This is a genomic window from Methylobacterium amylolyticum (assembly GCF_030700245.1).
Classification (GTDB): Bacteria; Pseudomonadota; Alphaproteobacteria; order Rhizobiales; family Beijerinckiaceae; genus Methylobacterium.
Genome location: NZ_JAUYZI010000037.1, coordinates 42,612 through 66,701 on the forward strand (window position 1 = coordinate 42,612; position 24,090 = coordinate 66,701).

The 24,090-nt window shown below is 72.8% G+C and carries 25 protein-coding genes; 14 read left to right on the forward strand and 11 right to left on the reverse strand.

Features of this window, described 5'->3' with window-relative positions; translation table 11 throughout:
* A complete protein-coding gene (locus Q8W71_RS22955; RefSeq protein WP_305527731.1) occupies positions 1 to 2,610 on the reverse strand; it encodes a DNA translocase FtsK in 2,610 nt (869 codons plus the stop codon).
* A gap of 539 nt (positions 2,611 to 3,149) precedes the next feature.
* On the opposite strand from Q8W71_RS22955, the gene mtnA reads away from it, so the two are divergent.
* Positions 3,150 to 4,247, forward strand: coding sequence for an S-methyl-5-thioribose-1-phosphate isomerase (gene mtnA, locus Q8W71_RS22960; RefSeq protein ID WP_305527732.1), 1,098 nt, complete (start codon positions 3,150 to 3,152; stop codon positions 4,245 to 4,247).
* 50 nt (positions 4,248 to 4,297) lie between these two features.
* Here the strand turns inward: mtnA and Q8W71_RS22965 are convergent, their stop codons facing one another.
* Both Q8W71_RS22965 and Q8W71_RS22970 read right to left on the reverse strand, forming a co-directional pair.
* Entirely contained in the window at positions 4,298 to 5,362 is a 1,065-nt protein-coding gene (locus Q8W71_RS22965) for a glycosyltransferase family protein (RefSeq protein ID WP_305527733.1), read from the reverse strand.
* A gap of 128 nt (positions 5,363 to 5,490) precedes the next feature.
* Complete coding sequence (locus Q8W71_RS22970) at positions 5,491 to 6,183, reverse strand: spermidine synthase (RefSeq protein WP_305527734.1); 693 nt, start codon at positions 6,181 to 6,183, stop codon at positions 5,491 to 5,493.
* A gap of 147 nt (positions 6,184 to 6,330) precedes the next feature.
* Here Q8W71_RS22970 and Q8W71_RS22975 point away from each other — a divergent pair, with 147 nt between their 5' ends.
* Positions 6,331 to 6,582: a hypothetical protein gene (locus Q8W71_RS22975; protein WP_305527735.1), complete on the forward strand. Its 252-nt coding sequence runs from the start codon at positions 6,331 to 6,333 to the stop codon at positions 6,580 to 6,582.
* Positions 6,583 to 6,616: 34 nt separating this feature from the next.
* Here Q8W71_RS22975 and Q8W71_RS22980 read toward each other — a convergent pair whose 3' ends face one another.
* The 3 genes from Q8W71_RS22980 to Q8W71_RS22990 all read right to left on the reverse strand — a co-directional run bounded on the left by Q8W71_RS22980 (position 6,617) and on the right by Q8W71_RS22990 (position 9,444).
* Positions 6,617 to 6,826 (reverse strand): cold-shock protein, encoded by a 210-nt coding sequence (locus Q8W71_RS22980; RefSeq protein ID WP_305527736.1) that lies wholly within the window; start codon positions 6,824 to 6,826, stop codon positions 6,617 to 6,619.
* 238 nt (positions 6,827 to 7,064) lie between these two features.
* Complete coding sequence (locus tag Q8W71_RS22985; protein ID WP_305527737.1) at positions 7,065 to 8,696, reverse strand: flavin-containing monooxygenase; 1,632 nt, start codon at positions 8,694 to 8,696, stop codon at positions 7,065 to 7,067.
* 178 nt (positions 8,697 to 8,874) lie between these two features.
* Positions 8,875 to 9,444, reverse strand: coding sequence for a Ros/MucR family transcriptional regulator (locus tag Q8W71_RS22990; protein WP_305527738.1), 570 nt, complete (start codon positions 9,442 to 9,444; stop codon positions 8,875 to 8,877).
* A gap of 310 nt (positions 9,445 to 9,754) precedes the next feature.
* Between Q8W71_RS22990 and Q8W71_RS22995 the strand changes: the two genes are divergently transcribed.
* Positions 9,755 to 9,961, forward strand: a complete 207-nt coding sequence (locus Q8W71_RS22995; RefSeq protein ID WP_305527739.1) for a hypothetical protein — start codon at positions 9,755 to 9,757, stop codon at positions 9,959 to 9,961.
* A gap of 90 nt (positions 9,962 to 10,051) precedes the next feature.
* A complete protein-coding gene (locus Q8W71_RS23000) occupies positions 10,052 to 10,603 on the forward strand; it encodes a hypothetical protein (RefSeq protein WP_305527740.1) in 552 nt (183 codons plus the stop codon).
* Between the two features lie 336 nt (positions 10,604 to 10,939).
* On the opposite strand, the gene Q8W71_RS23005 is transcribed toward Q8W71_RS23000, so the two are convergent.
* Entirely contained in the window at positions 10,940 to 11,194 is a 255-nt protein-coding gene (locus Q8W71_RS23005; protein WP_305527741.1) for a hypothetical protein, read from the reverse strand.
* Here Q8W71_RS23005 and Q8W71_RS23010 point away from each other — a divergent pair.
* Positions 11,193 to 11,849, forward strand: a complete 657-nt coding sequence (locus Q8W71_RS23010; RefSeq protein WP_305527742.1) for a hypothetical protein — start codon at positions 11,193 to 11,195, stop codon at positions 11,847 to 11,849. The genes Q8W71_RS23005 and Q8W71_RS23010 overlap by 2 nt on opposite strands.
* An 81-nt stretch (positions 11,850 to 11,930) precedes the next feature.
* On the opposite strand, the gene Q8W71_RS23015 is transcribed toward Q8W71_RS23010, so the two are convergent.
* A complete protein-coding gene (locus Q8W71_RS23015) occupies positions 11,931 to 13,238 on the reverse strand; it encodes an NAD(P)/FAD-dependent oxidoreductase (RefSeq protein ID WP_305527743.1) in 1,308 nt (435 codons plus the stop codon).
* A gap of 125 nt (positions 13,239 to 13,363) precedes the next feature.
* Positions 13,364 to 13,744, reverse strand: coding sequence for a response regulator (locus Q8W71_RS23020; protein WP_305527744.1), 381 nt, complete (start codon positions 13,742 to 13,744; stop codon positions 13,364 to 13,366).
* A 255-nt stretch (positions 13,745 to 13,999) separates the two neighbouring features.
* On the opposite strand from Q8W71_RS23020, the gene Q8W71_RS23025 reads away from it, so the two are divergent.
* The 3 genes from Q8W71_RS23025 (at position 14,000) to Q8W71_RS23035 (ending at position 16,501) form a co-directional block, all read left to right on the forward strand.
* A complete protein-coding gene (locus Q8W71_RS23025) occupies positions 14,000 to 14,410 on the forward strand; it encodes a hypothetical protein (RefSeq protein WP_305527745.1) in 411 nt (136 codons plus the stop codon).
* 95 nt (positions 14,411 to 14,505) lie between these two features.
* Complete coding sequence (locus tag Q8W71_RS23030) at positions 14,506 to 15,504, forward strand: patatin-like phospholipase family protein (protein WP_305527746.1); 999 nt, start codon at positions 14,506 to 14,508, stop codon at positions 15,502 to 15,504.
* A 100-nt stretch (positions 15,505 to 15,604) separates the two neighbouring features.
* Positions 15,605 to 16,501, forward strand: a complete 897-nt coding sequence (locus Q8W71_RS23035; protein WP_305527747.1) for a LysR substrate-binding domain-containing protein — start codon at positions 15,605 to 15,607, stop codon at positions 16,499 to 16,501.
* A gap of 8 nt (positions 16,502 to 16,509) precedes the next feature.
* Here the strand turns inward: Q8W71_RS23035 and Q8W71_RS23040 are convergent, their stop codons facing one another.
* Both Q8W71_RS23040 and Q8W71_RS32955 read right to left on the reverse strand, forming a co-directional pair.
* Positions 16,510 to 16,845 (reverse strand): helix-turn-helix domain-containing protein, encoded by a 336-nt coding sequence (locus Q8W71_RS23040; RefSeq protein WP_305527748.1) that lies wholly within the window; start codon positions 16,843 to 16,845, stop codon positions 16,510 to 16,512.
* Positions 16,829 to 16,948: a BrnT family toxin gene (locus Q8W71_RS32955; RefSeq protein WP_370875510.1), complete on the reverse strand. Its 120-nt coding sequence runs from the start codon at positions 16,946 to 16,948 to the stop codon at positions 16,829 to 16,831. The genes Q8W71_RS23040 and Q8W71_RS32955 overlap by 17 nt, the downstream gene beginning before the upstream one ends.
* Positions 16,949 to 17,381: 433 nt before the next feature.
* Between Q8W71_RS32955 and Q8W71_RS23050 the strand changes: the two genes are divergently transcribed.
* The 6 genes from Q8W71_RS23050 (at position 17,382) to Q8W71_RS23075 (ending at position 24,090) form a co-directional block, all read left to right on the forward strand.
* Positions 17,382 to 18,134 (forward strand): SDR family NAD(P)-dependent oxidoreductase, encoded by a 753-nt coding sequence (locus Q8W71_RS23050; protein WP_305527750.1) that lies wholly within the window; start codon positions 17,382 to 17,384, stop codon positions 18,132 to 18,134.
* An 86-nt stretch (positions 18,135 to 18,220) separates the two neighbouring features.
* Positions 18,221 to 19,072 carry a transketolase gene (locus tag Q8W71_RS23055; protein ID WP_305527751.1) on the forward strand — a complete coding sequence of 284 codons (852 nt, stop codon included), beginning with the start codon at positions 18,221 to 18,223 and terminating at the stop codon, positions 19,070 to 19,072.
* Positions 19,069 to 20,091, forward strand: coding sequence for a transketolase family protein (locus Q8W71_RS23060; RefSeq protein WP_305527752.1), 1,023 nt, complete (start codon positions 19,069 to 19,071; stop codon positions 20,089 to 20,091). The genes Q8W71_RS23055 and Q8W71_RS23060 overlap by 4 nt, the downstream gene beginning before the upstream one ends.
* Positions 20,082 to 20,978, forward strand: a complete 897-nt coding sequence (locus Q8W71_RS23065; RefSeq protein WP_305527753.1) for an NAD(P)-dependent oxidoreductase — start codon at positions 20,082 to 20,084, stop codon at positions 20,976 to 20,978. Before Q8W71_RS23060 ends, Q8W71_RS23065 begins: the two co-directional genes overlap by 10 nt.
* Before the next feature lie 193 nt (positions 20,979 to 21,171).
* A complete protein-coding gene (locus Q8W71_RS23070; protein ID WP_305527754.1) occupies positions 21,172 to 22,188 on the forward strand; it encodes a TRAP transporter substrate-binding protein in 1,017 nt (338 codons plus the stop codon).
* Positions 22,189 to 22,200: 12 nt separating this feature from the next.
* A complete protein-coding gene (locus Q8W71_RS23075; protein ID WP_305527496.1) occupies positions 22,201 to 24,090 on the forward strand; it encodes a TRAP transporter large permease in 1,890 nt (629 codons plus the stop codon).

The window sequence follows — 24,090 nt, forward strand, 5'->3', positions numbered from 1 at the left end:
TCAGACCGCCGCGTCCTCCACCAGGATCTCGCGCTTGCCGGCGTGGTTGGCCGGGCCGACGATGCCCTCCGTCTCCATCCGCTCCATCAGCGAGGCGGCGCGGTTGTAGCCGATCTGGAGCCGGCGCTGGATGTAGCTCGTCGAGGCCTTGCCGTCGCGCAGCACCACCTGCACCGCCTGCTCGTAGAGATCGCCGCCGGCCTCGCCGAAGGCGCCCGCGTCGAACACCGTCCCGTCGACCTCGAGCTCGGGCGTCCCCTTGCCCTTGCCGCCCTTCTCGGGCGCCCCCTCCTCGTCGTCGGCGGTGACCGCGTCGAGGTAGCTGGGTCGGCCCTGGCGCTTGAGGTGGGCGACCACGCTCTCGACCTCGCTGTCCGAGCAGAACGGGCCGTGCACCCGCGTCGTGCGCCCGCCGCCGGCCATGAACAGCATGTCGCCCTGGCCCAGCAACTGCTCCGCGCCCATCTCGCCCAGGATCGTCCGGCTGTCGATCTTGCTCGTCACCTGGAAGCTGATCCGGGTCGGGAAGTTCGCCTTGATCGTGCCGGTGATCACGTCCACCGACGGACGCTGCGTGGCCATGATCAGGTGGATGCCCGCCGCCCGCGCCATCTGTGCCAGCCGCTGGATCGCCCCCTCGATGTCCTTGCCCGCCACCATCATCAGGTCGGCCATCTCGTCGACCACGATCACGATGTAGGGGAGGGGCGCGAGGTCCATGGCCTCGTCCTCGTAGACCGCCTCGCCGGTCTGCCGGTCGAAGCCGGTCTGCACGGTCCGGGTCAGCACCTCGCCGCGGGCGGCGGCCTCGGCGACGCGGGCGTTGTAGCCGTCGATGTTGCGCACGGCGATCTTGGCCATCTTCTTGTAGCGCTCCTCCATCTCGCGCACGGCCCATTTGAGGGCGATGACCGCCTTCTTCGGGTCGGTGACGACGGGGGAGAGCAGGTGCGGGATGCCGTCGTAGACCGACAGCTCCAGCATCTTCGGGTCGACCATGATCAGTCGGCACTCCTCCGGCTTCAGTCGGTAGAGCAGGCTGAGGATCATGGTGTTGATCGCCACCGACTTGCCCGAGCCGGTGGTGCCGGCCACGAGCAGGTGCGGCATGCGCGCGAGGTCGGCAATGATCGGCTCGCCGCCGATGTTTTTCCCCAAGCACAGCGCGAGCTTCTGCTGCGTGTCGACGAAGTCGGTCGAGGCCAGCAGCTCGCGCAGGAAGACCGTCTCGCGCTTGGCGTTCGGCAACTCGATGCCGATTGCGTTGCGGCCGGGCACGACCGCGACGCGGGCGGACACCGCCGACATCGAGCGGGCGATGTCGTCGGCGAGCGCGATGACGCGGCTGGACTTGGTGCCGGGCGCGGGCTCCAGCTCGTAGAGGGTGACGACCGGGCCCGGGCGCACCGCCAGGATGTCGCCGCGCACGCCGAAATCGCCGAGCGTCGCCTCCAGCAGGGTCGCGTTCTGCTCCAGGGCGTCGGCGGAGATCAGGCTGGCCTGGGTGGGCCCCCGGGGCTCGGCCAGGAGGTCGAGGTCGGGCAGCTCGTAATCCTCGGACCGCACCGGCGGCGCCGACGGGCGGCGGGCCGGGACCGGCGCGGCGGCGGGGGCCGAGACTCGCGACGGGGACGCCTGCGGCCGCGGCGCGACCGGGTCCGGCTCCGCCTCGTCCAGCTCGTCGTCGTGCAGCACCGGGGCCGCGCGCGGCGTCCGGGCGGGGGCGTCGAAGGCGGGCTCGCGCCGGGTCTGCGCCGGCGGCGCGTGCTCGGCCCACGGGGGCTCCGCGTCGGAGAAGGCGAGGCGCGCGGCGGTGACCGGCGAGGCGGCGTCCGCCCCGTAGCTCTCGGCGCGGCCCTCGCGCCACGCCTCGACCCGCCCGGCCACCGCCGAGCGCGCCCGCATCAGTCCCTGCGCCACGGCGCCGACGCCCACGAGGCCGAGGCCCGGCTCGTCGTCCTCGCGCTCGCCGCGGGCCCCGCGCCGGTCCGGAGCCCGGCGGGCGGGGTAGGGCTCGTCGAGGACGGCCTCGTCCTCCTCCGCCGGCGGGAAGCGGCAGGCCCCCGTCAGGCTCAGGATGGCGATCCCGGCGTAGACGAAGCCCACGAGGTGGCCGAGGCCGGTGGACACGATTCCGACCACCCCGCGGGCGGCGGCGAGCAGGGCGTCGCCGGTCACGCCGCCGAGTCCGGTGGGCAGGGGCCAGCGGGCGGTGGGCGGCAGGGCGCTCGCCACCGCGCTCGCCGCGCAGAAGCCGATGATCCATAGGCTGACCCGCAGGCCGCCGCGCGGCAGCTCGCGCTCGCGCATCAGCCGCACCCCCCAGAGCGCGGGCGGCAGCACGAAGGCCAGGGAGCCCAGACCCAAGATCTGCATGGCGAGGTCGGCGAGCACCGCGCCGGGCTGGCCCAGCACGTTGTGGGCGCGGTGGTCGGTGGCGTGGTTGAGGCTCGGGTCGTCGATCGACCACGTGGCCAGCGCCACCGTCAGCGCGACGGCACCGGTGAACAGCACGAGCCCGCCGAGCTCCGTCAGACGCTTGCCCATGAACGGGCGGAAGCCGTCGACGAAGGTCTCGAAGGGCGACGCGGGACGGCGAAGCGAGCGCATGCGGGACCGGACGCGGTACGGGGACTCTGCCCCGAGGCTAGGCACGCACGCCTTAACGACCGGCTAAGGTTGAGGAAGGCTGACCAGGCCGGCGACCGCCCTGACGGGACCGGCCGCTCCCCGACCGGGCTCCGGACCGACGAGCCACGGTGTGCTTGCGCGGAGCCATGGTGTGCTTGCGCACATGGGCGACGAAAAAGCCGCTGTCATGCACGCCGTTCAACCTTCGGTGGGTTGCAGGGTGCAGTGCAGCGGCTTAGGTCTGTCGCGTCGGGTCGCGATGGCGTCGCGGTCCGGCTGCCCTTCTTTGAGGGCGTTTCCTCCCAAGACTTCGGGCCGCTCCCTCACGGGGGTGGCCTTTTTTCTTGTCTCGAACGCGGCTTGTAGCCGCCCCGCAGGCGCCACTCAAGCGCGGCGCCATCGACGCCCGTGGATCGTCCGCGCCCGCCCGCACCGTTTCCGCTCCCCGCCGTCCCCGCGGCGTCGCCCGGCACACGCCGCGGGTGCAAAATCCGCCCCGATATGGCACAGCGGCGGCCATGAACATCGACGGCAAGCCCTACCGCACCATCTTCCCCGACCCGGACGGGGAGAGCGTCCAGGTCATCGACCAGACCCGGCTGCCCTTCGCCTTCGAGCTGAAGCGCCTCGCCACCCTCGACGACGCGGCGGTCGCGATCCGCACGATGATCGTGCGCGGGGCGCCGCTCATCGGCGTCACCGCCGCCTACGGGCTGGCGCTCGCCATGCGCGCGGACCCCTCCGCCGACGGGATCGACCGGGCGGCCGCGACGCTCGCCGCGACCCGGCCCACCGCGATCAACCTGCGCTGGGCCCTGGAGCGGGTGGCGGCCAACCTCCGCCAGATCGAGCCGCACGAGCGCTTCGTCCGCGCCTTCGCCGAGGCCGGGCGCATCGCCGAGGAGGATGTCGCGAGCTGCCGCGCCATCGGCGCCCACGGCTCCCGGCTCATCGCCGACCTGCACCGGGCGAAAGGCCGGCCGATCACCGTGCTGACCCATTGCAACGCCGGCTGGCTCGCCACCGTCGACTGGGGCACGGCGCTGGCGCCGATCTACGCCGCGCACGAGGCCGGCGTGCCGGTGCGGGTGCTGGTGGACGAGACCCGCCCGCGCAACCAGGGCGCGGCGCTCACCGCGTTCGAACTCAACGGCCACGGGGTGCCGCACACGGTGATCAGTGACAACGCCGGCGGCCACCTGATGCAGCACGGACAGGTGGACCTGTGCATCGTCGGCTCGGACCGCACCACCGCATCGGGCGACGTGTGCAACAAGATCGGCACCTACCTGAAGGCGCTCGCCGCCCGCGACACCGGCGTGCCGTTCTACGCCGCGCTGCCGTTCTCGACGATCGACTGGACCCTGCACGACGGGGTCAAGGAGATCCCGATCGAGGAGCGCGACGGGCGCGAGGTCACGCACCTCACCGGCCGCCTGCCCGACGGCGGCTTCGCCACGGTGGAGGTGGTCTCCCCCGGCAGCCCCGTGGCGAACCCGGCCTTCGACGTGACGCCGGCCCGGCTGGTGACCGGCCTCATCACCGAGCGCGGCGTGTGCGAGGCGACCCCCGAGGGGCTGCTCGGCCTCTACCCGGAGCGGCGCGCGGCGGCGTGACCGGCGGTCCCGGCGCCTGGTGACACCGGCGCGGCCGTCCGGGCGTGCCGTCAGAGGGCGGCGCTCAGCAGGGTCGAGACGGCGGCGTCCGGGTCCATGAAGGCCGGTGCGGCGGGGGCCGGCTCGGCGGCGAAGCGGTCGAGGGCGTGCCGCAGGCCGTCCGCGTCGAGTGCGGCCAGATCGATCTGCCGCGCGCGGCCGTGGGCCTCGGTCCAGCCGGCGAGGGCGTCGTCCTCGCGCCAGCCGGGACGGCGGTGGTAGAGGAGCGGCACGGCGTTGCGCACCGCCTCCGCGGCGATGCCGTAGCCCAGCTTCGCGAGGCACGCGTCGCAGCTCGCGAGCAGGTCGATGAACGGCCAGTCCAGCCCGTCGACCGCGACCGTCGACTTCGCCGCACTCCACCGTGCGGGGACGAGGAACGTGGTGCCGGCGCAGGCGAGCAGGTCGGTCCGCGGCGGCGGGGGCGCGCTGTTGCCGAACGCGCACAGCACGAGGCGCTGCCCGCGCGGCAGGCCGAGACGGGCGCGCAGCGCGTCCCCGCGGGGTCGCCCGGCCTCGGCCGCCGGGCCGAGGGAGATCCGCCGCCGCCACGCGGCCTCGGCCGTCGTCGGGGCGAAAGCGAGCAGGGCCTCGGCGGAGGCGTAGGCCGCGTCCATCAGGTCCAGGACCTGCGCCCGCTCGCCGGCCCAGTAGCCCGCCAGCACCGTGTGCCAGTCGAGCGAGGCGAGCCCGAGCGACGGGATGCCGAGCTCCGCGCCCGCCGCGAGGGGGACGAAGCCGACATTGGCGACGATCAGGTCGGGGCGAACGGCGGCGATGTCGGCCTTGGCCCGGCCGAGCACCTCCGGCCAGCGCGCGGCCATCCGGTCGTAGGCGCGCCCGGTCTCGGGCAGGTCGACGTCGAAGCCGTTGCGGATCCGGACGCCGAAATCGTCCTGCGCATCCAGGTAGGCGACCGGGAAGCCCAGCCTCTGCTCGATCCGCGCCCGGTCGAGGCTGGAACGCACGGTGATCGCGATGTCCGGATGCCGGGCGTGGACCGCCTGCATGAGGGCGGCCGCCTGATTCAGATGCCCGAGGCCGTGGCCGGACACGGAGAAGAGGATGCGCCGCACGCCTTCGCTTCCTGGCACCGCGGCGCATCCGGTGCGCGGCGGGTTCGAGACCTCTGGGTGCCGGACAGGCTGACAGGATCCGGTTGAGGAACCGTGCGAGCCGGCGGGGCGGCCCCCGTATCCCCGGCTCAGCCCGGCCGGCCGGGCGGGTCGCGCCGCGTCGCGATCCACACCACGTGCCGCGGGCCGCCGCGTCCGTCGGCGTGGGGGCGGACCTCCTCGACGGTGAAACCGACGCGCTGGAGGCGCGCCTTGAACCTGCGGTCGGGCGTGTCCGACCAGACGCCGAGCACGCCCCCGGGCCGCAGCGCCCGGCGCGCCCGTTCCAGGCCGGGGCCGTCGTAGAGGCGGTCGTTCTCCCGCCGCACGAACCCCTCGGGTCCGTTGTCGACGTCGAGCAGGATCGCGTCCCAGCCCCCGGGCTCGCCGAGGATGAGCGCGTCGACATCGGCCTCGCGCAGGTCGACGCGGGGGTCGTCGAGGCAGCCGGCGAACACGTCCGCGAGCGGGCCGCGCGCCCAGGCCGCCACCGCGGGCACCAGCTCGGCCACGGTCACCCGCGCCCCGGGCCCGAGGTTGCGCAAGGCGGCGCGCAGGGTGAAGCCCATGCCCAGCCCGCCGATCAGCACCCGCGGCGCGGCGCGTCCGCGCACCCGGGCGCAGGCGAGGATCCCCAGAGCCTCCTCCGAGGCGCCGCGGACGCTGTTCATCAGCTCGATCGTGCCGACGATGATCGAGAACTCGTGGCCGCGCTGCATCAGGTGCAGGGGCGTGCCGCCGCCGGGGACGGGGCCGGTGTCGAGGTGGGTCCAGACGGTCACGGATGTCCTTCCCGCGGGTGCGGCCCGCGGATCCGCCTTCGGGTGGAAGGCGTTCAGGTCGGAGGGGGGCCGAAGCGTGCGTCCGGCGCGCAGCAGGCCAGGGCCGCGTGGGCTGTCGCGCCGGCCGCGAAGCCGGTATCAGCGCCTATGGCCAAGCGTATCAAGTCCCTGCCGAAGGTGCAGGGTTTCGTCCTGTTCGACGTCGTCTACACGGACGGCAGTCAAGCCTCGAACCGGCGCGTGCCGGCGGAGATCCTCGGAGGGCTCGACGGCGACGAGCCGGCGCGCACCCTCATCGCCGAGCAGGACGAGGGAATCGCCCGCAAGGCGGGTCGGCCGCGGCGCGAGATCGCCAGCCTAACGCGCTCGCCGCCCCCGAGCCAGAAGCCCGCCGCGTGAGAGGGGCGGCCCGAGCGGCCGCCCCCGTCGCGTCTCAGACGGCCTTGAGGTTGGCCGCGCTCTCCTTGCCGCTGCGCCGGTCGGCCTCGACGTCGTAGGAGACCTTCTGCCCCTCGATCAGGTTGCGCATGCCGGCGCGCTCGACGGCCGAGATGTGGACGAACACGTCCTTGCCGCCGCTATCGGGCTGGATGAAGCCGTAGCCCTTGGTCTCGTTGAACCACTTCACGGTTCCGGTGCTCATCGCAGTCTCCGCTTCCCCGCAGGCCACAGATCGGGTGCGGGACGCGGCGCGGCCCGCTCGACGAGAATGTGACGGGATGTTCGGGGCCGGCCTGCGAGGGCGTGACGGTCCGAGCGATCCAGTCACGCGCCGATCGCGTTGACCTATGGCGTCGGCCCCGCCGGGGCAAGCCGAAACCGCGTCCGGGGGCCGGATTCGCCGGAGCCGCCGCCCGCGCGCGGGCGGGGCGGGCCGCCGCTCAGGCCAGGGCGAACCCCGCGTAACCGTCCCGGGCGACGCCGTCGCAGATCTCCCGGTAGCGGTTCATCCCGCCGGCATAGGGCATGAACGCCCGCGGCTTCCCCGGCACGTTGGCGCCGAGATACCAGGAGCTGCTCGCCATCGGCAGCAGGGTGGCCGCGGCCGCCGCCCGCACCTGCTCCCCCCAGGCCGCGCTCACCTCGGGCCGGGCCTCGATGCGGCCGAGGCCCCGCGCCCGGAGATGGGCGATGCAGTCGGCGATCCACTCGGCGTGCTGCTCGATGGCCACCGGCATGTTGGTGAGCACCGAGGGGCTGCCGGGGCCGGTGATCGTGAACAGGTTCGGGAAGCCCGGCACACCGAGGCCGAGATAGGTGCGCGGCCCCTCCGCCCAGACCGCCTTCAGCGGCAGGCCGTCGCGGCCCCTGATGTCGAGCGCCAGCAGCGGCCCGGTCAGCGCGTCGAAGCCGGTGGCGAACACGAGGATGTCGAGGGCGTGGGTCCCCGCCGCCGTGCGCACGCCCTCGGGCACGATCCGCTCGATCGGCGTCGCCTTCAGGTCGACGAGGCTGACGTTGGCGCGGTTGAAGGTCTCGAAGTAGCCGCTGTCGATCGGCGGGCGCTTGGTGGCGAAGGGGTGGTCGCGCGGGGTCAGCGCATCCGCCGTCGCCGGATCCGTCACGACCTCCCGGATCTTGGCGCGGATGAAGTCCGAGGCGGTGGCGTTGGCCTCGGGATCGAGGAGGATGTCCTTGAACGCCGCCCGGAAGCGCAGGCCGCCCCGCTGCCACGCCGCCTCGTAGATCGCCGCCCGCTCCTCCGGCGACACGTCCAGGGCGCCGTGCACGGCCACGTCGAACGGGTGGCCGTTGGTGGACGCGCGCGCCTTGGCCCGGTTCTCGGCGGCGTTGTCGCGGACCCAGGCCCTGAACGCGTCGTCCATCGGGCCGTTGCGGGCGGGCACGCTGTAGTTGGCGGTGCGCTGGAAGACGGTGAGATGGGCCGCCTGCTCGGCGATCACCGGCGCCGCCTGGATGCCGGTGGAGCCGGTGCCGATCAGCCCGACGCGCTTGCCCGTGAAATCGATTCCGTCCTGCGGCCAGCGGCCGGTGTGGAACCAGGAGCCGGCGAAGTCGTCGAGCCCGGGGATCGTCGGCACGTTGGCCGACGACAGGCACCCGACGGCGGTGATCAGGAACGGCGCCTCGAACCGCTCGCCGCCCTCGGTCGTCACGGTCCAGAGGCCGGCCGCCGCGTCGTAGGCCGCACCGGTGACCCGGGTCCCGAGCTGGATGTCGGGCCGCAGCCCGAACCGGTCGGCGACGTGGTCGAGGTAGCGCCGGATCTCCCCGTGCGCGGGGTAGCGCTCGCTCCACGCCCACTCGGCCTCCAGTTCGCGCGAGAACGCGTAGGAGTAGTAGTAGCTCTCGGAATCGCAGCGCGCGCCGGGGTAGCGGTTCCAGTACCACGTGCCGCCGACCCCGTCGGCCGCCTCCAGCACGCGCACCGACAGGCCGAGCCGGTCGCGCAGCAGGTGGAGCTGGTAGAGGCCGGCGAAGCCCGCTCCGACGATCACCGCGTCGTAGCGGCCTCCGGCCGCCTCCCCCTCGGTCGCGGGCGTCGTCGCCATGGCGTCATCCCTCCCCGGGCGGGTCGGGCGCGGCCCGGCACCGCCCTCCGCCGAGCCTAGCACTTGCGCGCCGCGGGGCGACAGGTCTGCAACCGAACCGTGCAGCCCGCCGGATCTGTCGCGGGCGATGCCGGGGCTCAAGCCCCGACAGGTCCGGCCCGGCCGCGACCGGGCGGGCTCACTCCGCCTCGACCGCCTTGGGCTTGGCCTTGCGCGGGCGCCGCGGCGCGGGCTGCGCGGCGTCGGCGGCCGCCTCCTCCGGGGCCGCCTCCGGGGCCGTGTCGGCGACGGGTTCGGCGGAATCCTCCGCGGCGCTCTCCCCGGCCTCGTCCGCCGCGACGCGGGGACGGCCGAGGCCGAGGTCCCGGGCCAGCGCCGAGCGCGCCTCCGAGTAGCCCGCGGCGGTGGTGGGGTAATCCGCCGGCAGGCCGTAGCGCTCGCAATATTGCCGGACGGTCAGCCCGTGGCTCGTCAGGTGCCGCTTCAGGGTCTTGTACGGCTTGCCGTCGATGAAGCTGATCAGGGCGTCGTGGGTGATCGATTTGCGGATCTGGGCGGGGGTCGGCCGCTCGACGGCCGCGGTCTCGGGCGCGGTCCCCGAGCCGAGGGAGGCGAGGCCGGCATGCACGGTGGCGATCAGCGCAGCCAATTCCCCCGGTCGGACATGGTTCTTGGAGACATACGCGGCCACGAGATCGACCGTGGCATCGACAAGACCTTGTCGTTTCTCGTTCGCGACTTCGTCCAACTGACCCTCCTGCACAAGCCTTGGTCCACAAGAGCGAAGCGCATCGGCGCAAAGTCAAGGCGTTTGGTCGATCACAGGATGCATCTCTTTGGATAATTCGTGTCACTACATGGGTAAGGATCGGCAGTTTCGATGAAGTCGGTCCACCTCTCCGTCAGGTTCGACCCGGTGCGGCGCCGCACGGCCGGAGATCTCGGAAGGGGCGCCCGATCCGCGGCGGCCGGATCCCGGTGTGCGGGCGCACCGTCGCCGGAGCCGGCCCGCCCGATGGTGCCCCTGCCGCCGAACGACGCGCGGCGAGGACACCACGATGCAGGATACGACGAAGATGCCGGCGTGGCTCGCGCGCCGGGGATACTCCGCGCGCCTCAAGCAGCGCTTGGCGCAGGGAGGCCGGCAGGTGGAGGAGCCCGCGCAGGCGGCCCCGCGGGCACCGGAGGCCGCGACGCCCGCCCGGCCGCCCGGCGGGATCATCCTGCCTTTCCCGGCGCGCGGCCGGCGCGCCCTGCTCGGATGAGGGCCGCGTCCCGGGGACGCACGGCCCGCCCTTGCCCGGAGCGGCGCAGCGGACGATAGCGGCGGGCCTTGAGAAGACGCGGGGCCCCTCGTGGCGCGATCCGGATATGTCGCCGCCGCTGCGGCGATGCTGGCGGCGACGCTGCTGGCCCTCCACGGCCGGCTGTCCCCGTCGGCGGAGGATCCGCCGCCGGAGCCGGCGCGGAGACTGTCCCCCGTCGCCGCCCCCGCGGTGGCCGCTACACCCACGCTCTACTGCGAATTCAACAATTTCGCCGCCCTCACGCCGCTGGTCGGCTACTTCTTCGCGCTCGACCCCGCGGCCGGCACGGCGAACGGCCAGCCCGCCTACGCGCAGATCTTCCGACGCGAGCAGGACGGGTCGGAGGTGATCTACGGTGGCCCCGAGACGCCGCGGCCGCTCTGGACCTACGATGGCGCGAGCAATCCCGCCGTCCTGCACGATCCGGGCGGGGAGACGATCAACCTGTACGACGACGATGCCGCCGCACGCGGTACGCGGTGGTTCGAGGCCGGGCTGCGGAGCATCCGCTACCGGAATCTCGGCGGTCGCTGTCGGCGCAGCGGGCCGCCCGTGTCGCCGCGCGACCCGTCTTCGGGCGCGTCCGCGGGGCCGGAGTGACGGTTGCCGCGCTGACCGACGCGCCCGGAACCGCGGCGGGCACGCGCAGCGCCTTGCTCACGTCTTCGGTCCAATCATTAAGAGTAATAATAGCCTGGGCTGAGCGATTATTAAGACTGTGAGAAGCTGCATTTTGCTATAAGGCGATCGTCCTGTAACGAGGACGTATATCCCTTACCTGCACGTCGGCTCAGATGCCGACGTGCCTTCTTGTCGATCGTCGGTCCGGATCCGACCTCGTCGCGACACCGGATGCGCCCGTCATCGAACACGCGGCCGGGAACACGCGGCCGGCCTGAGCAGGCCGCCGTCCGACCTATCCGACCGCCGCCCCGCTCAACGGTTCCCGCCCCCGGCGTTGCGCGGGTCCTTGGTGGTGCGCGTGTCCTGCGTCCTGTTGCCGTCGGCCCCCGCGTCCGATCCGGGATTGGCCGAGTTCGGCAGGGAGCCCGCCTTGTCGCCCGCCCGCATCTTGTCGGCCTCCTGCCCCGGTGCGGCGCTGTTGCGCGAGGTCGGCGCCTGGCCCTGGGCGAGGGCGGGTCCGCACGCCGCGCACAGCGCGGCCGCGATCAGCAGGGATGTCGTTCGCATGGTCATCTCCGTGTTCCGTGTGAAGACAACCGGGATGCGATGCCATCGTTCATTACAAATTCGGGATGAAAATCACTTCAATGGATCTTATTACGTCTTAATATCCGCGCATCATGCCGAATGTACCCGCATGATCGCCGCTGTGCTGGCAGGATTCTGGTCCGCACCGCGTGACGGGGCGTGCTACGAGACGGTGGCGGACGGCATCCCGCGGCCGACGCCGACCGATCCCATGAGGCTGGCGACGATGACATCGACCCCGACGCGCCGCGCGACCGCGGCGCTCGTCCTGACCGCGGCGCTGGCGCAAGCCGTTCCGCCCGCGGCGCTGGCCCAGACCGTCGAGGACGGGTCCGAGGCCGCCATCGGGGCCGCCGACACCCGCACCGTCCTCGACCTGATCGCGCGGAACCTGAACAGCCCGGACGCGAAGGTCTCCGCCTTGCGTCGGGGCGGCGGCGGCGTGATCTGCGGTTCGGTCAACGTGAAGAACCGCGACGGCCTGTACACGGGCGAGCGCGGCTTCCTGGTCGACCTCGCGGCGGGCAGCTTCGGCCGGGTTCCGGACGGGCCCGAACTCCTCGACCCACGCGTGAAGGGCTTCGCGCAGCAGGAGCGGGTGCGCCAGCAGTACTTCGCGGCCTGCCTCGACTGACCGGCGGCCCGGCGCAACCCCGGGCACCGCCGGCGGCGGAAGGCCGAGATCTGCGAAGACCCGACCGGGCCTCCGGGATCCTCAGTCGAGGCGCACCGGCGGGCTGATGAGGTGGTCGACATCGTCGAGCACCCACGCCGCGAGCCCGCGCGGGATCCCGAGCAGGCCGAGCTGGTGCTGGCGGTACAGGAGATCGTGGGCGAGCCGGGCCGAGAGGCCGCGCAGGCGCCCGCCCCCGAAGGTGTAGCGCCCCAGCGTCCCCCAGCCGTTGAAGTCGGCGAGCGAGACCACCGCGCCCTTCTCCCGGTAGCGGAACGGCGGCAGCGGCGCGTCGGGGCGGCCGGCGGCGAGGTTCCGGCCGAGGTGGCGGGCGAGGTGGCGCGCCTGCTGGTGCGCCGCCTGGGCCGTGGCGGGCACCGGCCGGCCGGTGCCGGGGTCGGCGAGCCCCGCGCAGTCGCCAAGCGCCAGGATCGCCGGGTCGCGGGTGGTGCGCAGGTCCGGCCCGACCGCGAGCTGGCCCGCCCGCCCGCGCTCCAGGCCGTCGATGCCGGCGAGCACGTCCGGCGCCTTCACCCCGGCCGCCCAGACCTTCAGCGCCGCCGGGACGCGCCCGCCGTCCTTGAGGGCGAAGCCCGCGGCATCGGCGGCCGTGACGGTGGCGCCGGTGCGGATCTCGACCCCGAGCCCCGACAGGGTCGCCGCCGCGGCGCGGGAGACGTGCTCGGGGAAGGCCGGCAGCAGCCGCGCGCCGCTCTCGATCAGCGCGAGCCGCAGCCGTCCCGGCAGGTCCGGGGCGCCGTAGGCCGAGAGGAGGTCGATGGCGTGCTTGAGTTCCGCCGCCAGCTCGACCCCGGTGGCGCCGCCGCCGACGATGGCGATCTCCAGGTACCGCTGCCCGTCGAGCATGGCGAGCAGCCGCCGCCGCACCTCCCGGTGGAACCGCTCGGCCTCGGAGAGGTCGTCGATGGTCAGGCAGTGCTCGGCCACCCCCGGGGTGCCGAAATCGTTGGCGCGACTGCCGACGGCGAGCACCAGCAGGTCGTAGGCGATCTCGACCTCCGGCCGGTGCTCCGCCTCCTCGACGGCGAGGCGCACGCGCCGTGCCGCCCGGTCGACGGCGACCAGGGCGCCCGGCTGGAAGCGGAAGCCGTTGCGCCGCGCCTGGGCGAAGAAGTCGACCTTCTGCCGGTCCGCCCGGGCGGTGCCGGCGGCGAAGGTGTGCAGCATCGGCTTCCAGACGTGGGACAGGCTGCGGTCGGCCAGGGTGACCGCCGCAGATCGCCCGACCCGCCGCCCGACCCGCCGCCCGAGGCTGGTGGCGACCTCGATGCCGGCGACCCCGCCGCCGACGATCACGACGTGCGGCCGATCCGCCCTGGCGTCCGTCATGCCCCCTCCCGGGACGGCGCGGGGCGGAGTGGGGCGATCCCGGTTCCGGAAGGCCGCGCGGCTTGCGGGTGAACGCGGGTCGGGCCTCGGCGTTCGCGCCGCGGTCCGCCGTCAGGCCGGGCGGCTCACTGCGCCACGATCCGGCCGATCTCGGCGAGCACGCTCGCCTCGGCATAGGGCTTGGCGATGAACCGGGCGCCGCTCGGCACGTCGCCGGGGGCCGGCCGCACCTTGCCGGAGGTCATGATGATGCCCACCCCCGGCCAGCGGCGGTGGACGCAGGCGGCGAGCTTGATGCCGTCGAGGCCCGCCGGCATGTCGATGTCGGTGAGCATCACCCGGATGCCGGTGCGCTCCTCCAGCACCAGGACGGCCGCCGGGCCGCTGTCGGCCTCCACCGCCTCGTAGCCGGCCTCGCACAGCATCACGACCGCCGCCATGCGGGTGATGGCCTCGTCTTCGACGACGAGCACCAGGGGTTTGCCGCTGATCGCGAGCGCCGACATCGCACCTCCGGGCGGGCACCTCGCAGCGGCACCGGCCTCAGCGCAGCGGTAGCGAATGGGACGGCGTGCGGGCAAGCAACTCATGGATGTATAAGGACGCAGTCTGACACCCTTGAATGGCGAAGGCGGCGGGAAAACGCCTTCAAAAGGCTGCGCGTATTGTGTTTCGACGGTTCGCGTGGTCTGACGAAAAAGTTCGCTGCAGGCGTGAAAGCTTAACTCAGATCAAGCGGTGCGATGAGGTTCTGCGTACGCATGGCCCGCCGGCGGCCCCAGGGCAGCGTCGACACGGCCAGCGAGTCGTTCGAGGCGCGCGGCGTCGGCGATGCGATCGAGGCCGCCGGCCGGGCGCTCGACGCGTTCCTCGCGGGCCTGCCCGGCGTCGGGGTCCTCACGGACACGGCCCAGGACCGGATCGTCTGGTCCCGCCGCCTCGACATGCCGGCCCCGCCGGCGGTCCTCCCGCCCATCCCCGCCCCCATGGCCCCCGTACCCATGCCCCCCGCCGCCGCACCGCTTGCCGGAACGCATTCCGCCGGCACGCAGTCCGCGCCGCTCGTGGCGCCCCGTGCCGCACACCCTGCTGCACCCCCCGCCGCACCCCCCGCCGCACCCCCCGCCGCGCCCTTGGCCGCGCCCGTCGCCCGGACGGCCGAGTCGGCCTGACCTCTGGCGCCCTCCCGGCAACGCCCTAAACCGATCCCGCGAGGCCGGGACCCGGCACGGGCGCGAGGGAGCATCGGGTGGGGACGAGACCGCGGTTGGCGCTGGGGCTCCAGGGGGGCGGCGCCTACGGAGCCTACGGCTGGGGCGTCATCGACCGGCTCCTGGAGGAGCACGTCGAGATCGTCGCCGTCAGCGGCGCCAGTGCCGGGGCGCTCAACGGCGCCGCCCTGGTCTCGGGGCTCGCGGCCGGGGGCGAGGCGGGCGCCCGGGAGGCGCTGACGCGGCTGTGGCGGACCACGGCCGATCGCTCGCCGCTGCGCGGGTTCGACTGGTTCGGTCCCTACGGCCCGCTGTTCGAGCCGTTCCTGAACCGCTCGCTGGCGCTCGGACGGGACTTTGCCGCCTACGTGTCGCCGTTCCTGCCGGCCCTGCGCGACATGCGGCCGCTGCGCACGGTGGTGGGCGAGAGCCTCGACCTCGATCTGCTGGCGCGCCAGGACCACCTGCCGCTCTACGTCTCGGCCACCGACATCCTCACCGGCGCGGCGCGGATCTTCTCCGGGCGCGAGGTCACCCTCGACGCGCTGATGGCCTCCGCCTGCCTGCCCGAGCTGTTCGCCGCCGTCGAGATCGACGGGCGCCGCTACTGGGACGGGGGCTACGCCGCCAACCCGGCCCTGGAGCCGCTGGTGTTCGGCGACCACGGGGCGACCGACCTCATCGTCGTCCAGCTCACGCCGTTCGAGACGGACGAGGTCGGCCTGCTGCCGTCCGAGATGGCGGGCCGGGTGAGCGACATCAGCTTCAACGCCTGCCTGATGCGCGACCTGAAGGCCCTGACCGAGTTGCAGGCCTACGCCCGGGCCGCGGAGCCCCGGGACGCGCGCATGCGGGCGGTCGCGGACATCAACATCCACCTCCTCCACGCGCCCTGCGCCCTGGCGGGGGGCGACGTGAGCAAGCTCGACACCCGGTGGTCGACCCTGAGCGGCCTGCGCGACCTCGGCCGGGCGACGGCCGAGCGCTGGCTGGCGGAGACGGGGGCGGCGGTCGGCCGGGATTCGAGCCTGCAAGCACCGGCAGCCGCGGGTTGACCGGGACCGGTCTTCGCCGAGGCGGGCGCGTCACGCTTGGCCCCCGGTCGTAACCCCGGCCGGTTGCCACGCCGCCCGTCGGCGCCGCATCCTGCCGCGGATGCGCCCCGCCATCCCCCTCTCCGCGGTCCGGATCTTCGAGGCCGCCGCCCGTCGGCGCTCGTTCAAGGCGGCGGCCGAGGAGCTGAACCTCTCGGCGAGCGCGGTCAGCCACGGCGTGCGCAAGCTCGAGGAGAGCCTGGGCGTCGCCCTGTTCGCGCGCGCCGGCCACGGCGTCGCCCTGACCGCCTCCGGCGAGGCGCTGCTCGACCATGTCGGCCGGGCCCTGGAGGCGCTGAACCGCGGCCTCGACCTCGTCGCCAGCCGCGGCCCGCAACTGCTGCGCCTGCACTGCGCCCCGAGCTTCGCCGCGCAGTGGCTGACCCCGCGCCTCGCCCGGTTCCTGCGCGAGCATCCCGGGATCGAGGTGCGGCTCGCCGCGGGCATGGACTACGCCCGCTTCACCAACGACGAGTTCGACGCCGACATCGTCTACGGGCCGCCCCGGGCCGAGGGGCTGGTGCGGATGGGGCTCGGCGAGGAAACGGTGACGCCGCTCTGCGACCCCGAGCGGGCGGACGCCATCCGCACCCCCGCCGACCTCGCCGGCCACACCCTGATCCAGAGCGACAACAAGCAGGTGCGCTGGCCGCACTGGTTCGAGACCAACGGCCTGCCCGCGCCGGCGGCGGCCGGGATCCGCTTCGACCGCAGCTTCCTGGCGCTGGCGGCGGCCGCCGACGGGCTCGGCGTCGCCCTCGAATCGACCCGGCTGGCCGAGCGCGAGATCGCCGCGGGCCGCCTCGTCGCGCCGCTCGCCGGCCGCGCGCGGGACGTGCGCTACACCGGCCACCACCTCGTGTTCCCGCCCGCCATGCGCCGCCGGGCGCCGCTGCGGGTGTTCGGCCGCTGGCTCGCCGCCGAGCTGGACGTGCCGCTGAGCGCGGAACTGGCGTGATGCGGGCTCTACGGGGCCGAGCCGAGCGCCTCGCTGACGGCGGTCGGGTTGCGGCCGATCACCACGAGGTAGGCGCGCGCCGCCGCGTCGGGATCCTTGCGGCCCTGCTCCCAGTCCCGCAAGGTTCCGAGCGGGATGTGGAAGCGCGCGGCGAACGCCTCCTGCGACAGGCCCAGCGCGCGGCGGATCACCCGCACCTGAGGCGTGCGCGTCATCGCCGCCATCGCTTCGGGCGTCAGCGGCTGCGCGTCGGGATCGTCGAGCGCCGCGGCGCGCCGCTCGGCCGCGCTCATCGCGTCGAGGCGGCTCCAATCGTGTGCGGGCTGCTCAGAGGTTGGCTTCATGATAGCGCCGCCTCTCCTGCGGCTGGGCTTCCCGGGCCGAGATGATCCTGATGACGTCGCCGCTCATGGCGTAGGCGACATACAGCAGGTAGCCTTCCACCATACCGAGGATGATGTACCGATCCTCGTCGTAGGCAAAACGGGTGTCGGGCCAGTCAGCGCGAACGGATCTCTGAACGCGTCGCGAGCCGCTGCAAAGGTGACGCCATGTTTGACCGCGTTCGCCGCAGCCTTGCCATCGTCCCACTGGAACGCGCCGTCATCCGTCGAGATACGGCTGAGCCGTAGTTCCTGCGAGGCTCGAGCGATCGCATCGTGCGGAGTCTCGCGTCCCGTCAGGTGAATCCCAGTCATCTGACGGTGCAAAATACGCGTTTGCCCGAATCGCCGCCCGGGCGCACCTTCCCCGTCAATAGAGGACAGGAGGAGACGGCCCGGGCATCCGGCGCACCCCGCGGGGGGCGCACGGCCTGACGCTCTCCTCCCGTCCCGGAACACGCGGCGCGATCGACGCCGTCATCCGCAGGGAGGGTCCGATGCTTCTTCTCGAGAACAAGGTCTGCGTGATCACCGGGGCGGCCTCCGCCCGGGGCATCGGCAAGGCCACCGCCGTCCTGTTCGCCCGCCACGGCGCCCGGATCGCGATCCTCGACCTCGACGCGGGTCAGGCCGAGGCCGCCGCCCGCGACATCGGCGAGGGCCACATCGGCCTCGCCTGCAACGTCACCGACAAGGCCGCCTGCCAGAAGGCCGCCGACGAGGTGGCCGGCCGCCTCGGGCCGGTCGACGTGCTGGTCAACAACGCCGGCATCACCCAGCCGCTCAAGATCATGGAGATCGGCCCGGAGAACTACGACGCGGTCACCGACGTGAACCTGCGCGGCACCCTCTACATGAGCCAGGCGGTGATCCCGGCCATGCGCAAGCAGGGCTCCGGCTCGATCGTGTGCATGTCCTCGGTCTCGGCCCAGCGCGGCGGCGGCATCTTCGGCGGCCCGCACTACTCCGCGGCCAAGGGCGGCGTTCTGGGTCTCCAGAAGGCGATGGCCCGCGAACTCGGCCCCGACGGGGTGCGGGTGAACTCGGTCACCCCCGGCCTGATCCAGACCGACATCACCGGCGGCAAGCTCACCCCGGAGCTGAAGGTCGAGATCGCCAAGGGCATCCCGCTCGCCCGCCTCGGGGTGGCCGACGACGTGGCCAACGCCTGCCTGTTCCTGGCCTCCGACCTGTCCTCGTACATCACCGGCGCGGTGATCGACGTGAACGGCGGCATGCTGATCCACTGAGCGGTCGCGAGAGCCGAATATCCCCCGGCCCGCGGGCCGGGGCCCCCAAGTACAGATGAACACGTCCGAAAAAACGGGAGGGCGCCATGGCGACCGAACGCCCGCACGAGGGCACCAACGTCACGCTGGCTGAGCGGGCCTACCGCATCCGCCGCCACGCCCTGCTGATGGGCGAGGTCCAGGGCCAGGGCTACATCGCCCAGGCGCTCGGCATCTCCGACGTGCTGGCGGTGAGCTACTTCCACGCGATGACCTACCGCCCGGACGATCCGGAGTGGGAGGAGCGCGACCGCTTCTGCCTGTCGATCGGCCACTACGCCATCGCCCTCTACGCGGCGCTGATCGAGGCCGGGATCATCCCCGAGGACGAGCTGACCAGCTACGGCGGCGACGACAGCCGCCTGCCGATGTCGGGCATGGCCGCCTACACGCCGGGCATGGAGATCACCGGCGGCTCGCTCGGCCACGGGCTCGGCATCGCGGTCGGCATGGCGCTCGGACTGAAGCGGAAGAATTCGAAGAGCTTCGTCTACAACCTGTTCTCCGACGGCGAGCTCGACGAGGGCTCGACCTGGGAGGCGGCGATGTCGGCCGGCTCGTACAAGCTCGACAACCTGATCGGCATCGTCGACGTCAACGGCATGCAGGCCGACGGCGCCTCGCGCTCGATCCTGAACTTCGAGCCGCTGGCCCCGAAGTTCGCGGCGTTCAACTGGTTCGTGCAGCGGGTCGACGGCAACGACATCGACGCGCTGGTGCAAGCCTTCGACGCGGCCCGCAACCACCCGGGGCCCGAGCCCCGGATCGTCATCTGCGACACGACGATGGGCAAGGGCGTGCCGTTCCTGGAGCAGCGCGAGCGCAACCACTTCCTGCGCGTCGAAGCGGACGAGTGGCAGCAGGCGCTCAAGATCCTGGATGAGGGGAGGGTGAAGTGAGGCGCTCGAAGTACGAGAAGCCCGCCCCGCGGCAGGGCGGCGGCCTGAAGACCTCGGCGATGATCGCCTCGCTGGCGGGTCCCGACCAGCGCACCAAGCCGGCCCCGTTCGGCCACGCGCTGGTGAAGCTGGCGCAGGAGCGGCCCGACATCGTCGGCCTCTCGGCGGATCTGGCCAAGTACACCGACCTGCACATCTTCGCGCAGGCCTACCCGGACCGGTTCTACCAGATGGGCATGGCCGAGCAGTTGCTGATGTCGGCCGCCGCCGGCATGGCGCGGGAGGGCTTCACGCCGTTCGCGACCACCTACGCGGTGTTCGCCGCGCGCCGCGCCTACGACTTCATCTGCCTCGCGATCGCCGAGGAGAACCTCAACGTCAAGATCGCCTGCGCCCTGCCGGGGCTGACCACGGGCTACGGCCCGAGCCACCAGGCGACCGAGGATGTCGCGATCTTCCGCGGCCTGCCGAACATGACGATCCTCGACCCTTGCGACGCGCACGAGATCGAGCAGGTCGTGCCGGCGATGGTCGCCCACCAGGGCCCGGTCTACCTGCGGCTCTTGCGCGGCAACGTTCCGCTGGTGCTCGACGAGTACGGCTACACGTTCGAGCTCGGCAAGGCGAAGACGATCCGCGACGGGCGCGACGTGCTCGTGATCTCCTCGGGCCTGATGACCATGCGGGCGCTGGAGGTGGCGAAGTCGCTCGCTGAGGATAAGGTCGACGTGTCTGTGCTGCACGTGCCGACGATCAAGCCGCTCGACGAGGCGACGATCCTGTCGGAGGTCCGCCGCGGCGGCCGGCTCGTGGTGGTGGCCGAGAACCACACCGTGGTCGGCGGCCTCGGCGAGGCGGTGGCCGGCCTGCTGATGCGGGCCGGCGTGCTGCCGGACCGCGGCTTCCGCCAAGTGGGCCTGCCCGACGAGTTCCTCGACGCCGGGGCGCTGCCGACGCTGCACGACCGCTACGGCATCTCCACCGAGGCGATGGCGCGGAGCATCCGCGGATGGCTGTGACGGGCACCAACCGCCCGGCCGTGGCCTTCGTCGGCCTCGGCGCGATGGGGATGCCGATGGCCCGCCACCTCGTGGCGGCCGGCTTCCCGACGCGGGGCTACGACATCCGCTCCGAGAGCCGCGCGGCGCTCGTCGCCGCGGGGGCTGAGCCGGCCGACGACCTCGCCGGTGCGGCGGCGGGTGCCGACGCGCTCGTCCTGATGGTGGTGAACGCCGCCCAGGCCGAGGAGGTGCTGTTCGCGCAAGGCGCCCTCGACGCGCTGGCCGCGGACGGCGTCGTGATCCTGATGGCGACCTGCCCCCCCGATGCGGTCAAAGCCATCGCCGCGCGGGTCGCGGGCACCGGGCGGCGCTTCGTCGACGCCCCGGTCTCCGGCGGCGTCGTGGGGGCGGAGGCCGCCAAGCTGACGATCATGGCCGCGGCGCCGCCCGAGACGCTGGAGGCCGTGCGCCCGGTGCTCGCCGCGCTCGGCGACCGGATCTTCCACGTCGGCACCGAGCCCGGCCAGGGGGCGACGGTGAAGGCCGTCAACCAGCTCCTGTGCGGCGTCCACATCGCCGCCGCCGCCGAGGCGCTGGCGCTGGCGGGCCGGGTCGGGGTCGACCTGAACGTCGTCTTGGAGATCCTGTCGGGCTCCTCCGCGGCGAGCTGGATGCTGCGCGACCGCGGGCCGCGGATGCTGGAGGACGAGCCGCGGGTGACCAGCGCGGTCGACATCTTCGTCAAGGATCTCGGGATCGTGCTGGAGGCCGGCCGCGGCACCGGGGCGGCGCTGCCGCTCGCCGCGCTCGCCCACCAACTCTTCCTCTCGACCTCGGGCCGGGGCGACGGCGCGGCCGACGACAGTCAGGTCGTGCGCGCCTACCGGCTGCTCAACGGCGACTAGAGCGCTCTCCGCCGAAGGGGATACCGGTTCGGCGAAGGAGAGCGCGTCGAAACACATTCGGCGGCCGCGGCCGCCGCAGGACGACGACGCGGGCGGGGATGCCCTCCGCCCGCGCCGGGACCAGGACCACGACCCGCCGACAGGACCGGAAAACCGGCCACGGCCCCTCGGACACCCTCAGGGAGGTAACACCATGCGCGACACACGTCTGAGCCGCCGCACGCTTCTGGCCGGCGCCGCCGCGGTGCCGATCTTCGGCATCCTCACCCGCCGGGGCGAGGCCGCCGAGTTCACCTACAAGCTCGCCACCGGCCAGGATCCGACCCACCCGGTCAACATCCGGGCGCAGGAGGCGTGCGACCGCATCCGCGAGGCCTCGGGCGGCCGGCTCGAGATCAAGCTGTTCCCGGCCAACCAGCTCGGCTCCGACACCGACCTGCTGGCGCAGGTGCGCAACGGCTCGGTCGAGTTCTTCAACCTCTCGACCTCGATCCTCTCGACCTTCGTGCCGGCCGCGAGCCTGCCCAACACCGGCTTCGCCTTCAAGAACTACGACGCCGTGTGGAAGGCCATGGACGGCGGGCTGGGCGACTACGTCCGCGCCGAGATCGCCAAGACCCCGATCCTCACCGTGGCCAAGGTCTGGGACAACGGCTTCCGCGAGATCACCTCCTCGACCCGGGAGATCAAGACGCCGGACGACCTCAAGGGCTTCAAGATCCGCGTCCCGCCGTCGCCGATGCTGACCTCGCTGTTCAAGGCGCTCGACGCCGGCGTCTCGCCGATCAACTTCAACGAGCTGTACTCGGCGCTCCAGACCAAGGTCGTCGAGGGCCAGGAGAACCCGCTGCCGATCATCGCCACGACGCGCCTCTACGAGGTGCAGAAGTCGTGCAGCATGACCAACCACGTCTGGGACGGCTACTGGATCCTCGGCAACAAGCGGGCGTGGCAGAAGCTGCCGGAGGACCTGCGGACGATCGTCACCCGGGAACTCGACCGCTCCGGGCTCGACGAGCGCGCCGACGTGGCCAAGCTCAGCGTCTCTCTGCGCGAGACGCTGACCGCCAAGGGCATCACCTTCGTGGACGTGGACCAGGAGAAGTTCCGCGACGCGCTCGGGCGCACGACCTACTACAAGGACTGGAAGAGCAAGTTCGGCGATGCGGCCTGGAGCCAGCTCGAAGCCGTTTCCGGCAAGCTGGCCTGAGGGGGGATCGCCATGCAGATCGACATCGCGGCGGCTGAGGCCGCACCGGGGGCCGTGGCGGATCCGCCGCTGCGGGCCCGGCCCTGGCTCAGGGCGCTGGACAACGGCCTGGGCCACCTCGTCGAGATCCCCGCCGCCCTGCTCGTCGTGGCCGAGATCGCCGTCCTGCTCTCGGGCGTCGTCAGCCGCTACCTGCTGCACGCCCCCCTGGTCTGGTCCGACGAGCTCGCCGGCATCCTGTTCCTGTGGCTCGCCATGCTCGGCGCGGTGGTCGCCTTCCGCCGCGCCGAGCACATGCGCATGACCGCGCTGGTCGCCATGGCCGGGCCCCGCACCCGCGCCTTCCTCGACACCGTGGCGCTGGTGGCCGGCCTGATCTTCGTCGCCCTGGTGCTGCACCCCGCCTACGAGTTCGCCAGCGAGGAGATCTTCGTCCAGACCCCCGCGCTCGAACTCAACAACGCCTGGCGCGCCGCCGCCCTGCCCGTCGGCTTCGGCCTGATGCTCGCCATCGCCCTGATCCGGCTGGCCGAGACCGCCGACTGGCGCCTCACCGCCGGCGCGCTCGCGCTGGGCATCGGCGTCGCCGCCGGCGTGACCGCCCTCCAGCCGGTGCTCTCGGGGCTCGGCAACATCAACCTGCTGCTGTTCTTCGTGCTGGGCGTCGGCGCCCTGGTGTTCTCCGGCGTGCCGATCGCCTTCGCCTTCGGGCTGTCGACCTTCGCCTACATCACGCTGACCACCAACGCGCCGAGCATGGTCGTGGTGGGCCGCATGGACGAGGGCATGAGCCACCTCATCCTGCTCGCCGTGCCGCTGTTCGTGTTCCTCGGCCTGCTGATCGAGATGACCGGCATGGCCCGCGCCATGGTCGGCTTCCTGGCGAGCCTGCTCGGCCACGTGCGCGGCGGCCTGTCCTACGTGCTGGTGGGGGCGATGTACCTCGTCTCAGGGATCTCCGGCTCGAAGGCCGCCGACATGGCCGCGGTCGCCCCGGTGCTGTTTCCCGAGATGAAGGCGCGCGGCGCCAAGGAGGGCGACCTCGTGGCGCTGCTCTCGGCCACGGGCGCGCAGACCGAGACGATCCCGCCGTCCATCGTGCTGATCACCATCGGCTCGGTCACGGGGGTGTCGATCACCGCGCTGTTCACCGGCGGGCTGATGCCGGGGCTGGTGCTCGCCGTGACGCTGTGCGCGCTGGTGTGGTGGCGCTACCGGGGCGAGGATCTCAGCCACGTCGCCCGGCCCTCGGGACGGGTGATCGGCAAGACCTTCCTGGTGGCGCTGCCGGCGCTCGCCCTGCCGTTCGTGATCCGGTTCGCGGTGGTGGAGGGCATCGCGACCGCGACCGAGGTGTCGACCATCGGCATCGTCTACGCGGTGCTGGCGGGGCTGCTGATCTACCGGCAGTTCGCCTGGGGGCGGCTGTACCCGATGCTGGTGATGACCGCGACGCTGTCGGGGGCGATCCTGCTGATCATCGGGGCGGCCACGGGGATGGCGTGGGCGCTGACGCAGTCGGGCTTCTCGCAGACGCTGGCCTCGGCGATGACCAGCCTGCCGGGGGGGGCGCTGGGCTTCCTGTTCGTGTCGGCGGTGGCGTTCGTGATCCTGGGCTCGGTTCTGGAGGGGATCCCGGCGATCGTGCTGTTCGGGCCGCTGCTGTTCCCGATCGCGCGCACGGTGGGCGTGCACGAGGTGCACTACGCGATGGTGGTGATCCTGGCGATGGGCGTGGGTCTGTTCGCCCCGCCGTTCGGGGTCGGCTACTACGCCGCCTGCGCGATCAGCCGGATCCACCCGGACGCAGGGATGCGCCCGATCGTGGGCTACATCCTCGCCCTGCTCGTCGGCCTGCTCGTCATCATCCTCGTCCCCTGGTTCTCCATCGGGTTCCTGTGA